This is a genomic window from Dryocola clanedunensis subsp. sulfonylureivorans, assembly GCF_016756775.1.
In the GTDB taxonomy this organism is placed as follows: domain Bacteria; phylum Pseudomonadota; class Gammaproteobacteria; order Enterobacterales; family Enterobacteriaceae; genus Dryocola; species Dryocola clanedunensis.
In genome coordinates, this window is sequence record NZ_JAERMU010000032.1 from 1 (window position 1) to 13,407 (window position 13,407).

General features: G+C 52.7%; 7 protein-coding genes and 1 pseudogene. 2 read left to right on the forward strand and 6 right to left on the reverse strand.

The features are described from left to right. Nucleotides 1–716: 716 nt before the first annotated feature. The 3 genes and pseudogenes from HYQ67_RS21420 to hisD all read right to left on the reverse strand — a co-directional run bounded on the left by HYQ67_RS21420 (nt 717) and on the right by hisD (nt 3,894). Nucleotides 717–1,022, reverse strand: a complete 306-nt coding sequence (locus HYQ67_RS21420) for a hypothetical protein (RefSeq protein WP_202307551.1) — start codon at nt 1,020–1,022, stop codon at nt 717–719. A 1,096-nt stretch (nt 1,023–2,118) separates the two neighbouring features. Beyond that, nucleotides 2,119–2,484, reverse strand: a pseudogene (locus HYQ67_RS24440) (GntP family permease); the annotation flags it as partial. A 102-nt stretch (nt 2,485–2,586) separates the two neighbouring features. Then, nucleotides 2,587–3,894, reverse strand: coding sequence for a histidinol dehydrogenase (gene hisD / locus HYQ67_RS21430; RefSeq protein WP_202307554.1), 1,308 nt, complete (start codon nt 3,892–3,894; stop codon nt 2,587–2,589). Between the two features lie 183 nt (nt 3,895–4,077). Here hisD and HYQ67_RS21435 point away from each other — a divergent pair, with 183 nt between their 5' ends. After that, nucleotides 4,078–5,115, forward strand: a complete 1,038-nt coding sequence (locus HYQ67_RS21435) for a LacI family DNA-binding transcriptional regulator (protein WP_202307556.1) — start codon at nt 4,078–4,080, stop codon at nt 5,113–5,115. 315 nt (nt 5,116–5,430) lie between these two features. Here the strand turns inward: HYQ67_RS21435 and HYQ67_RS21440 are convergent, their stop codons facing one another. The 3 genes from HYQ67_RS21440 to HYQ67_RS21450 all read right to left on the reverse strand — a co-directional run bounded on the left by HYQ67_RS21440 (nt 5,431) and on the right by HYQ67_RS21450 (nt 12,392). Beyond that, entirely contained in the window at nt 5,431–9,978 is a 4,548-nt protein-coding gene (locus HYQ67_RS21440; RefSeq protein WP_202307558.1) for an Ig-like domain-containing protein, read from the reverse strand. 741 nt (nt 9,979–10,719) lie between these two features. After that, on the reverse strand, nt 10,720–11,412 hold the full coding sequence (locus tag HYQ67_RS21445; protein WP_202307560.1) for an RraA family protein: 693 nt from the start codon (nt 11,410–11,412) through the stop codon (nt 10,720–10,722). After that, a complete protein-coding gene (locus HYQ67_RS21450; RefSeq protein WP_202307562.1) occupies nt 11,409–12,392 on the reverse strand; it encodes a hydroxyacid dehydrogenase in 984 nt (327 codons plus the stop codon). Before HYQ67_RS21450 ends, HYQ67_RS21445 begins: the two co-directional genes overlap by 4 nt. 94 nt (nt 12,393–12,486) lie before the next feature. Here HYQ67_RS21450 and HYQ67_RS21455 point away from each other — a divergent pair, with 94 nt between their 5' ends. Beyond that, nucleotides 12,487–13,380 (forward strand): LysR family transcriptional regulator, encoded by an 894-nt coding sequence (locus HYQ67_RS21455; RefSeq protein ID WP_202307564.1) that lies wholly within the window; start codon nt 12,487–12,489, stop codon nt 13,378–13,380. Nucleotides 13,381–13,407: the final 27 nt, after the last annotated feature.

The window sequence follows — 13,407 nt, forward strand, 5'->3', positions numbered from 1 at the left end:
GATTTGGTCGATGCCTTTGGAGCGGTATCTTGATTTATAAATAGCTCCATGGCGTGAGAAGGGAAGGATACGCTACTTGCCATTAAAATAACATATGGCAGGAGTGTTGGTGTTTTTTTGTCATCATGTGCTTAAGGCTCCTTGATTGCTTAAAATACCTTTACATTTTCTACTTAATAACACTTCAGGTTTCAAATTCTGATTTGTTTAAAGTTAAATTTAGCGGTGTTTTGATCGCGTGATTTATTTTATTAACTGCTATTTATTTGTGCTTTGTTGGGCTAATAATTCGTTTGAAGCTATTGCGTAGAGGAAATATTTCATGCAATTCGCATGTTTCTTTTTTAAATTTTGTTTTTAGCCTGTTTTATTAATCACGCCATCAGTGTTGATAGTGTGATTTTCATTCTTGTTACATAAAAGGAAATTTACTTTGGTATTTTTTGCTCTGATACATTCAAATCATCAATCAGATCACCTGTGTAATATTCTCTCCTTTCAGCGAACTGTCAGCTTACTACTGGCAGGCTGAGGGTGACCATCTCATCATGTCCATTTTCGAAATCTAATGTCCGGAATTAATTTTCACCGTCTTAAACCAGCTTTCAGGCCAGTATCTATGCGCCATGCAAGCCATTGTGGTCATTAAATGGCAAACATTAAAATGTGACTCAAGTCATATTCTAAGGTGGTTGGCTAAATTCATCCCTGCCAGCCTACCTTCTGATAGGCAGGCTTGATTTTATCAGCAGAACGCTGCAAAACAATACAACGAACTCATCAGGAGATACCCCATGAAAAACATCATCAAATTGAGTATTGCTGCGCTTGTAATGACCACTTCCACCGGTATCAACCGCAACCGCACCTGATTGCGTGACCGTTACCCGTTCAAACCCCGTTAAATGCTCCTGCGTTTCTGCGGCAAATAGCGCGGCGTAGTCGGGATTGTGAATCACGCTGGCAGCATGTTCTATACCCAGTTTCTTCAGGTATTCATTAATATTTGGTCTGGTTCTCATGAGTGTCCTTAAATATGTAGTATCGATGAATATTTATGAGTGAACGAATAGTGGGTTTCCAGCAGGAAACTTAAACCAGTCCGGTCAGGTAATAGACTCCGATGACAAAGAAAGCGGCCATTATCTTGAAAATGGTGATGCCGAAGATAGGTTTATAGGCTTCTCTGTGCGTCAGCCCGGTAACGGCCAGTAACGTAATAATCGCGCCGTTATGAGGCAAGGTATCCATACCGCCAGCTGCCATAGAAGCGACCCGGTGCATGACTTCCAGTGGGATGTGTGCGGCATGGGCGGCGGCAACAAACTGATCTGACATCGCAGCCAGTGCAATGCTCATACCGCCAGAAGACGAACCGGTGATCCCGGAAAGCAGGTTGATGGTAATCGCCTGATTAAGTAATGGGTTAGGTATTGCTTTTAACGCTTCTGCTACGGCAACAAAGCCGGGAAGCGCTGCGATAACACCGCCAAAACCATACTCTGAGGCCGTATTTAATGCGGCAAGCATCGCACCACTTACGGCGGCTTTACTGCCTTCCGCCAGTTTATTGGCCACGGTGCGCCACGCGAAAATAAAGATTGTGAAGATGCCACATAACAACGCAGCCAGCACAGCCCAGATGGCAACCATTTTGGTGACGTCACTTTGAATAGGGCTTTTTAACCCCGGCAGGGCTAATTCATAGGTAGGGCCGTACCAGTGCGGGATCGCATGTGTAAATATCAGGTTCATCACGCCGACCACAACCAGTGGCAACAGCGCGATTAACGGATGGGGTAAAGGGATATCTTCCGGCGTTTCTGGTTCATTGCGCAATACTGTGCCATATCCTTCACCACGGCTCTGTGCTCGTCTGCGCGCCAGGTCAAGGTACAACAGGCCGCCGCCAACAACAAAAAGAGAACCCAGGATGCCTAACCATGGCGCGGCCCACGAAGTCGTTCCGTAAAATGTAGTTGGAATGATGTTTTGAATTTGTGGTGAGCCGGGGAGGGCATCCATCGTAAATGTAAATGCACCCAACGCGATGGTGGCTGGCATCAAACGTTTAGGGATATTTCCCTGTCGGAACATTTCGGCAGCAAAAGGATAAACGGCAAACACGACGACAAACAGTGAGACTCCACCATAAGTCAACAAACCACAGACCAGGATAATCACCGCCATTGCCTGGTTTTTCCCCAATAAACGTGTGATGGCACTCACAATAGCGCGTGAGAAGCCGGATAGTTCGACTAATTTGCCAAAAACTGCGCCCAGCAAAAAGACTGGGAAATAGAGTTTGACGAAGCCAACGAACTTATCCATAAAGACATCGGTAAACATAGGTGCTACGGCGGATGGATGGGTTAACAACACCGCACCCAGCGCGGCTACAGGGGCAAATAGAATTACGCTATATCCCCGATAGGCGACCAGCATCAGTATTACCAATGCCAACAATGCAATAAAAACGTCCATAGAGTCTCCAGGATAGAAAGACAGACAGTGCAGAGTTTTCTAACTCTCCGCACCGTGCAGAGCGGTTGTTTTACGCTGATTCGGGTCGTTGCTGGTGTCGTGTTATTCGACGACCCCGGCATACGGCACGTCTTTATGACCATAACGGCGTACGCGAATGTTTGCTTGCTCACCGTGACCGGCAAAACCTTCCAGGGCGCAAAGGCGCGAGCAGTATTCACCTACCAGTACAGAAGCCTCATCAGTGAGCACTCTTTGGTAAGAACAGGTTTTCAGGAATTTGCCCACCCACAATCCACCGGTATAACGGGCGGCTTTCTTGGTTGGCAGAGTATGGTTGGTACCGATCACTTTATCGCCGTAAGCGACATTTGTACGTGGACCCAGGAACAAAGCACCAAAGTTGCTGAGGTTATCAAGGAACCAGTCAGGTTGTTTCGTCATCACTTGCACGTGCTCAAAGGCCAGTTTATCCGCGATTTCCAGCATCTCTTCGTCGCTATCCGCAACGATAACTTCACCAAATTTTTCCCAGGACTGGCGGGCAATCTGCGCCGTCGGCAAGATTTCTAATAGACGTTCTATTTCTGTCAACGTCTCTTTTGCCAATTTTTCTGATGTTGTCAGCAGGATGGCTGGAGAGTCCGGACCATGTTCTGCTTGCCCTAACAGATCTGTTGCGCAGATCTCACCATCAACGCTGTCATCGGCAATCACCAGTGTTTCCGTTGGGCCTGCAAACAGGTCGATACCTACACGCCCAAATAGTTGGCGCTTGGCTTCGGCAACAAAAGCATTCCCCGGACCGACTAGCATATCTACAGGAGCAATAGATTCGGTGCCGATAGCCATTGCGCCAACTGCCTGAATGCCCCCCAGGCAGTAGATCTCATCGGCGCCAGCCATGTGCTGCGCCACGACGATTGCCGGGGCGGGTTTTCCGTTGAACGGTGGCGCGCAAGTGACAATCCGTGGAACGCCTGCGACTTTAGCAGTGATCACTGACATATGTGCGGAGGCCAGCAGTGGGTATTTCCCACCCGGAACATAACAACCCGTGGCATTTACTGGGATATTCTTATGGCCGAGGATAACGCCGGGCAATGTTTCAACCTCAATATCTACCATGCTGTTGCGCTGGTGTTGAGCAAAATTGCGAACCTGCTCTTGTGCAAAAGCAATATCAGCGATATCGCGTTCTGACAACTGCTCGTAACACGCCTGAATTTCAGCATCTGTTAAACGATAATCCGACCTATCCAGCTTATCAAAGCGAATGGAAAGTTCACGAATTGCCGTGTCCCCTCGTTCTTCAATATCAGCAAGGATCTGTTCTACCGTGTCGCGTACTTTGCGATCAGCATTTTTTATTGCTTCTGCTTCAGCACCTTTTTTAAGCCATTTTGCCATGATGAACACCTCCACAGATGTTAGTGAATTGTTTGTGAATTCGAATGCATTCGCATCTTAATGTTAAATTTGGGTAAACGAAAAGCATCACTGCATTCGAATGCAGTGCAGATCACAATAATTATGAATTGAGACTGAAATCCACCATAATGCGGGCAGGACAATTATTGGGAGGACAGCCTGATGACAGGACGAACGCGCCGCCCGGTCACCAGTTATGATGTGGCCAAACTCGCGGGGGTATCACAGTCTGCTGTATCACGCGCTTTTACCGAAGGGGGAAAAATCTCTTCGGTCATGCGTGAAAAAGTCAGGGAGGCGGCGGCGGCCTTGGGCTATCGCCCAAGTTTTGTTGCCCGCTCATTGATTACGCGGCGTTCCAATCTTATTGGTGTAGTCGTGCCTGGGTTGGCAAACCCATTCTATGCAAACCTGCTAGACCGGCTATCTCTCGAATTAAACCAGATGGGATACCGTGTTCTGCTTTTCTCCATGCATAACGACGACGATACCGATCCTATCCTGGAAGACGTCTTACGGCACCGCGTTGAGGCTTTGATCCTGGTATCAACCAGCCTGTCGTCTCATTTTGCTGAGGAGTGCCAGCATAATGGTCTGCCGGTGCTATTACTGAACCGTAAGAATGACAGCAAAACGGTTTCCAGCGTGACCAGCGACAACCATACCGGTGCTGCCACCATAGCCGATTTTCTTATTGCCGGTGGTCATCGCAATATTGCTTTTATGGCAGGGCGGGATAGCTCATCGACCAGCCGTGATCGTGAGGATGGTTTTACACAGCGCCTGTTGCAGCGCGGTTTTGAACCGCCGCAACGTGCCGTCGGACTGTATACCATTGAAGGTGCGATGGCAGCTACCCGTAGTTTGCTGACGGGGAAACGGAGGTTCGATGCACTCTTTTGCGCCAATGACATTATGGCTATCGGTGCGCTTAACGTCGCCGTGGGTGAGTTGGGCATGATTGTGGGAAAAGACATTTCTATCGTCGGTTTTGATGACATAGCTATGGCGAGTTGGCCTATGTACAACTTGACGACCTATGTCCAGCCAATTAGCGAGATGATTTCCTACACCGTTGCCATTATTTACTCACAGTTAAAGGATCCGGAAGCATTGGCTATTCAGCAGGTTCTGCCTGGCGCACTGGTTGTACGTAGCAGCACAAGGCCGGTAGATGAGAGCGAAATAAGCCGCCAATAGAATCGGGGCTACTGTATATGGGGCCGTTTGGGAAAAGAAAATATCTATCCGGTCTGTCTGATGGGTACGCCGGACAGTGGCGACGAAGCAAAATATTTGCTGGCACTCGAAGCACGACATTCGCCCTTATTTTGACCATAAAAAGCTTGTCGAATGTCTCAGGGCGAGAAGCTGACGTTACTACGACATTTCATTAGCATTTCATGGTCAATTTCAAGTTGACTCTGTGGCGTCTATTAAGCCATGTAGATTCACTTACACAAAAATCCCCGGCTGTAGCCGGGGATGAGTTAAGGATTGGATTAATTCTACAGGTTATGAAACCTGATGAAGCTCCATGCCCTGTTGTACCAGTAACTCAACGTCACTGCCGGCATGCTGGTAGACCTCATACTGAACACCGCCTGCAGTCACCTGGCCGGCATCCTGCCAGGTGTTATGCGCAAGGTCTTCAACCTTCAGTTCAACCACATCACCGGCATCGCCCGTCACCGCCAGCTGCTTATTGCCATCCTGAATAAACAGGTTGTCATGCGCTTCACTGAGGATGTCGTTCAGCGTCAGGTGCAGGACATCCTGGCTCAGATGGTTAATTATCTCTGTGCTGCCAGATGACGCCTGTTCGTCATCAGCCTGCACCATCATCTGTGACAGCGGATTTTGATGATTTATCATGGTGCTATAACTGGTTGAGTTATGCCATTCAATGGTATCAATATAAGAGGCACTAACCGTGAATGAAGAAATGCTGTGCCCGGCATCGGCAGTAAATTCGTACCTGTGAAGCTGTAAATCACCTCCGGCGCGCCCGGTATCTTTCATTGTGGCATGAATTTGCAGGCCACTGGCATCATAAAATCTTATTCCCGAGATACTTTGCGTTTGCAGATTGACAAAGACTGTTTCAGAGGCACCGGGTAATGAAACACTTATCGCCTGCTCTCTGGCGAAATTTCCTCCCCCCAGAACATGCGTTCCATTTACACTATCCACTAATACGCCAGGGGTGGTTAAGAGATACAGGCCCGCAGATGAGGTAATATGCACGCCTGTTTGTGTCGTTAAATTGTAAAAGTGTGATGGAATTTCTGTTCCTTCAAACGATTCAATATGTTTTACCACCGGGTTAGGTACATCCACATTTACCACAAAGCCGCCTGACTTGCCGCTGGTATTACCGGCTGCATCCGTTGCTGTGGCACTGAAGGTGTGCTTGCCTTCGCTGCGGGCCGGTGTGGTGTAGCTCCAGCTGCCGCTGCTGTTGGCCGTGGTGGAGCCAATGGCAACGTTGTTGTCGTAAATCTTCACCACGCTGTTCGCTTCCGCGGTGCCGCTCAGCTTCGGTGTGGTGTCGTCAATGGTGTCACCGGAGTAGAATTTACCGATGGCGGTACTTATATTCACGTCGTCATAGCCGCTGACTATATGCGGGGCCGCCGGCGGCGTGGTGTCATTGCCGTCCTGGTTACTGCCCACCAGTTTCACACTGAAATCGTTACCTGCCGCTGTGTTACCTGCCGCATCCGTCGCGGTGGTATGGAACACATTATTGCCGGCCTGTAATGCCTGCCCTCCGACGAACTGATAGTGCCAGGTGCCGTCTGCACCTACGGTTACCGTGGCAATTGTGTGAATTTTGCCGCTCACCGGTCCCGTCATGGTGATGCTGATATGGCTGCCCGGCTCACCGGTACCGTTCAGCTTCGGCTGCAGGTCGTCGGTTTTTCCGCCGCTGACCACTTTACCCGTCGTAGTGCCCACGTCATCGTAAACATCGGTGATGACAGGGGCTGTCGGTGGCGTGGTATCCGCCGCTTTCACGTTCACCACCCAGCTGTTGCTCTCCGCACCCAGCGTACCGCCCTTCACCTCACGCGCCGTGAAGACGTGCTGCCCGTCCGTGCGTGGTGTGACGGTGCTGGTCCAGACGCCCTGGCTGTTGGCGTGGACCGTGTCAAATCCTTTGCCGTCGGCATAGACATACAGCGTGCTGCCCGGCGTGGCCTTGCCGGTAAGGGTGACCGTCGTATCGTCCGTTGTGCCACCGTTAGCCACGTTGCCGGTATTCGGCCCCACGTCATCATAGACGCTGGTGATGCTCGCTTTGCCCGGACCCGGGTCAGGCACGTCAATGTTCACCACATAGCCGCCTGACTTGCCGCTGGCATTGCCGGCCGCATCGGTGGCGGTTGCCGTGAAGGTGTGGCTGCCCTCGCTGCGACCTGCCGGGGTGTAGCTCCAGCTGCCGCTGCTGTTCGCCGTGGTGGAGCCAATGGCAACGTTGTTGTCGTAAATCTTCACCACGCTGTTCGCTTCCGCGGTGCCGCTCAGCTTCGGCGTGGTGTCATCCGTGGTGCCACCGGATTTGATATTACCCGCGGTGCCCACGTCGTCGTACGCACCGGTGATATGCGGGGCCACCGGCGGCGTGGTGTCATTGCCGTCCTGGTTACTGCCCACCAGTTTCACACTGAAATCGTTACCTGCCGCTGTGTTACCTGCCGCATCCGTCGCGGTGGTATGGAACACATTATTGCCGGCCTGTAATGCCTGCCCTCCGACGAACTGATAGTGCCAGGTGCCGTCTGCACCTACGGTTACCGTGGCAATTGTGTGAATTTTACCGCTCACCGGTCCCGTCATGGTGATGCTGATATGGCTGCCCGGCTCACCGGTACCGTTCAGCTTCGGCTGCAGGTCGTCGGTTTTTCCGCCGCTGACCACTTTACCCGTCGTAGTGCCCACGTCATCGTAAACATCGGTGATGGCAGGGGCTGTCGGTGGCGTGGTGTCAGGCACATCGATTTTCACCACGAAGCCGACCGTAGCCTCACTGGTGTTACCCGCCGCATCGGTTGCCGTGGCGGTGAAGGTATGGCTGCCCTCGCTGCGCGCAGGCGGCGTGAAGTGCCAGTCGCCGTTGCTGCCTGCCGCGACCGAGCCGAGCAGCGTGTTACCCTCATAAATTTTCACGAGGCTGCCCGCCTCCGCATGGCCGTTCAGCATCGGCGTGGTGTCATCCGTCACGGTGCCGGAGGCCTGATTGCCCGTCGAGGCGCCCACATTATCGGTGTAGTCAGCGATGACCGGAGTGTCCGGTGCCGTGATATCGTCCTGATTGCTGGCGACATAATTCACCTTAAACTGGTCGCTGTTTGCCCTGTTGCCGGCCTCATCCACCGCCGTGACCTGAAACGTCCAGTTGCCCCGGGCCCCCAGAAGGCGCGAACCATCACTCAGCTGAATATGCCAGTTGCCGTCGCCGTCGGCCACCGCGTGGGCGACATTACCGTATTTCACCCCCCGCGGTCCCCACATGGTCAGGCTGATAATGCTGCCCGCTTCAGCATGACCACTCAGTACGCCGTTGTTGTCATCGGTTCGGCCGCCATTCTCCACCGCGCCCGTGCTGACGCCCACGTCATCCTGGTAACCGGTGATAGTCGGGGCGTCAATGTGCGAGTCTACCGTAAAGGTAATCGCATCAGAGACCGTGCTTGACTGACCGGCCGCATCCTTCACCACCGTGGTGATACTGTGCAGGCCGTCGGCCAGAGCCGGGGATGGCGTAAAGGACCAGGTGCCGTTCGCCGCCACCGTCGCCGAGCCCAATACCACGCCGTTATCCGACACCACCACCGTGGTACCGGCTTCTGCCTTACCGGTCAGCGTCGGCGTGCTGTCATCGGTCAGTCCCTGGCTATGGATTTCACCTTTAATGCTGCCCACATTGTCATTCAGCACCAGGTTCGTTGCCGCATCCGGCGCCGTGGTGTCATCCTGGTTGCTGCCCACGTACTTCAGGGTGAATTTTGTGCCGTAGTCGCGCCACGCATTACCGGCCTGGTCAATGGAGCTGATGCCAAAGGAGTACGTCCCCTGGGTAGTGAACGCCCGTGCCTGGTAATCCCAGGTGCCGTCCGCATTTGACGTCACGCTGTCGTAGTACAGCTCTTTACCGTTCGGACCAAAGACATGCACATCCACCCGGGTATTGGGTTCAGCATAGCCGTGCAGCACCGGACGGCTGTCATCGGTCAGGCTGCCGCCAGCCAGGTTACCGGTTATCGCGCCCTGGTCATCGGTGGCGCTGTCCACCACCGGCTTGATGGCAGTGGTGTCAACCACAATCCTGAAGGCCGCGGTGGGTTTGCTTTCACCCGTGGCACCCGTGGCGCTCACGGCCAGGTTATGGGTGCCGTTGGTCAGGGCCGAGGATGGGGTGTATGTCCAGCTGCCGTCGGCCTTCGCCGTGGTGGTAGCCAGCAGGACACCGTTGTCGTAGATATTGACCGTTGCCCCGGCGGTGGCGTGTCCGGTCAGCTCCGGACGGGCATCGTTGGTCAGTCCGCCCTCTTTCAGGGCACCGACGGCGCCGTTGTAGTCGCTGACGTTATCCACCACGCTGTCGAGTGTCGCTGAGACCGAAATGTCTGCGTTTGAGTCCGTGGTGATGATGGTGTAAGGCAGGGAAATGAGAAACTGCTTGCTGCCTCCGTCCTGGACGACAGACTGGAAAATGTATTCGTGGTTCGCCTCCAGCGGCTGGTCCGGAGTGAAGGACCAGCTGCCGTCGCTGTTGACCACGGCGCTGCCGACAAGAACGGTATTGATACAGAACTGTATCACCGTGCCGGCGCCCCCCGCCCCGGCATTACCGGAAAGGGTCGGGGTCAGGTCGTCGGTAAAGCCGAAGTTGTCGACGGTGCCAGTGTGCAGGCCCTGGTTGTCAGAGACGGTGTCGATATTAATCACGCCCGGCTCGGCGGGGGTGGGGATAAGCTGGCCGTTATCTGTCGGCAGGTTGGCCAGCAGTCCGGCAAGTAGCGCTGCGTCACGCGTACTGGATGTGTAGTCGGTCATGGGTTATTTTTCCTTATTCGGGTTGTCGTGCAGGGAAAATAAAAACAACACTTTTCCACTGAGGTAAATTAATAACGACGATGAATTATTCGTCGTCGGGATCAGCACGGTAAGCGCAGTAACCATGACGAATAAACAGAAAAGAATAAAAAATGAAATTCCAGATAACAGAATCGATGGCGTAAGTCGCAATAACGGAGGGGAGGGACGCTATGGCAGTGTTTTGGATAAAGTGAAAACGCTTAACGGTTAATTAGATTATGCTGGGATTATCGAAAGAAAGGCCACTCAGAGAATGGCCGGAATAAAATATACCTGCAAAGTTAAAACGGTACTGACTACACGTTCGGGAAGTTACCACTGATAAAAAGGGATGTCACGCCGTTATATTTCGACAACAGAAAATAAGCCCTTCGATAATTTAAAATAAACAGGCTGTCGCCATATTGTCGGGGAGGCCTGCTGGAAATAGAACATTCCACGCCAGGTTTTTTTGTATTGAAGTGGTTTGTCGATTTCGTCTGCATAAACAGAAGTGTGAAGTGTCCGCTCCTGGCACTTGGCGGACATCTTCGCGAAGGTCCGCCAGGAGCGAGGTGCGGACGTTGAGGGTAGTTCAGTTGTGCCAACTTTAAATTTTTAAGATCACCTGCCCCGACATGCAATGCGTAGTTAACTTAGCCATCTGCACAGAGATGAAACCACTGCCGCATAGTCAAAACAAGTGACCTTACGACCGGACTAAAGTGGACAACCTTTTGAACGCAGCAGGCTGTTAAAGCGTTCGGGGTCAGTGGTGCCAGCCGCATTATTCCTACGGATTTTTGCTTCACGCTCAACGTGTTGGTGTACTTTGGGTAACAGGGCGGCCAATTCCGCGTAAGGGATAGCGATAACGCCATCCGCATCGCCGACAATCAGGTCACCGGGCGAGACGACCATTCCACCACAGCTGATGGCAACATTGACTTCGCCCGGACCGTCTTTGGATGGGCCTCGAAGCGTATTCCCCCTGGCATAGACAGCAATACCACCTTCCGCCCATTCGTTCAGATCGCGAATAGCCCCATCGATGACAAAGCCCGCGATTTTCTTCGTCAACGCGGAAGTTCGCATCAGTCCGCCAATCAGCGCCTGCGTCAGGTCGCCCCCGCCATCCACGACGATAACATCCCCCGGTTGTGCCATTTCTATCGCTTTATGGATCATCAGGTTATCGCCAGGTCTGACTTTGACCGTTAGCGCCGGGCCACACAGCACCAGTTGCTGGTCGGCATGCCAGGGCTGAAGCCCTCTGGCTCCTACGCTGCGGCCCATGCAATCACCAATATTCGGAACCGGTAGCTGGCTGAAAGCTTCAATCGTTGCGCTGTCAGGAACCTGCTCGCGAAGACCGATATAATAGCCTGCGGGCCAGTCGATTTTACTGCTCATAACGTCACTCCTTTTGAATGTGAGAGGGCTTCAGAATTGACACACGCCCGCGAATCAAGCGTCTTTTTGTGCAAGAAATCCAGACACTGCCGGGCTGCAGATCGCGCAACCGCATCCAGTGCTTCCACCGTAGAGCCGCCGATATGGGGAGTCAGAACGACATTATTGAGCTGGCGAAAGGGGTGATCGGCAGATAACGGCTCTTCAATAAAAGTGTCTAATCCGGCTGCGGTCAAAGCGCCTTCTGCCAGCGAGGCTGCGAGTGCGTTTTCATCGATTAGCTCACCCCGTGAGGTGTTCACCACAATCGCTCCCTGGGGTAATAAGGCCAGCGTCAGGCTATTAAGCATCTGACGGGTGGCGGCATTAACAGGACAATGGAGGCTCAGTACCTGGCTGTTACGCAGTAGTTCAGACAGCTCGGCATAACGCTGATGCTCCGTTTCTCCCGCAAAAGCCGGATCGTAGAACGCCACTCTCATTCCGATCGCCTGGGCAATATGGGCGACACGGCGTCCAATTTCACCATAGCCAACCAGCCCAAGCGTCTTACCCTGTAGCTCGATACCGCTGCCAGTTCGCGTCCAGCGCAGCTCTGCTATTTCACGATGGAAAAAAGGCAGACTGCGGGCGGCACTAAACATTAGCGCAATCGTCAGTTCAGCCACCGATTGTGCATTGGTGGCGGGGGTTGTGAGCACAGGGATGCCGTGAGCACTGGCTGCGGCAACATCAATGTTGGTTACACCCACGCCGTGTTTGCAGATAATTTTCAGTGTCGGACAGGATTCTATCGCCTTCGCTGACAAAATAGCCGTACGTGAAATAACGGCGTCATAGGCTCGGGTCGCCATCAGGTGTTCAACTTCCCGCTGGTCATTGCTATGTTGCAAATAATCCACTTCGCACCCGGCGTCGGCCAGAACCTTGCGGCCACCTTCTCCCAGCTCAGGGGCGGTCATTAAGAATTTGTAGGTCATCTCTCACTCCTGTAATGATTTCTTTAATGTTGGCATTAGATAATGATAAATAATATTATCCGAATGTTATTAATTGATTCCTGACGGGAATGATATGGAGCTTAAAGACCTGCGTTATCTGTTGGCTATTCGGGATACCGGCCATCTGGGGCGAGCGGCCATCAGCCTTGGTATCACTCAGCCCGCATTGACTAAATGCATTCAGCGTCTGGAGAAAATTTATTCAGCAAAACTGCTGCTAAAGGCGGGCCGGGGCATCCATCTGACCGAAGCCGGGTTACTCCTTTGTGATCGGGCGCAAAAAATTGTCCGCGAGCTTGAAGTGACACAGCGCGATATGAGTTCCCTGGCTGAGGGAACGGCTGGCTATATTCGCCTTGGCGCCGCGGCCAGCGCCGCGGAATTTATGTTGCCGAAACTGACGGGGCAGCTGCTGCGCGCGGCACCCAGCGTGCAGCTGGAAATAAAAGTAGGTCTGAACGACCTGTTGCAAAGCGCTCTGCGCGAAAAACAGCTAGACGTCATTCTCGGTTTTCTCCCCGAAAACGGAGAGGAGTTTCTCTCTATCCCGCTCCTCGACGATCCGGTTGTGCTGGTTGCCAGCAAAGACCACCCGCTGGCAGGTATCCACCCGACGGCGGAACAACTCAACCAGTACAACTGGCTGCTGCCTTCGGGTGGCGTGGCGACCCGGCAGTGGCTTGAACATCGTTTGTTGGGCGCAGGCTATGCTTTGCCTCGCGTCCAGATAGAAACCAATACGCTGGCATCGCTGCGGCTGGTCATTGCGGAAACCCACCTGCTGAGTTTCCTGTCACGCCGGGTGCTGGAAGAGCAGCAGAGCGCCGTTTCATTGGTCGAAATTCCGATTCCCCTGTTGGTCATGCCCCGGACGTTCGGATTACAGTTCCATTCATGGAGTGAGCTGTCTCCAGCAGCACGTAAGCTGGTTTTCATCGCTGGTAAAATCTGGGATTACCAACGTTAAAAACGACCTCCCGTCATGCTCTGTTCA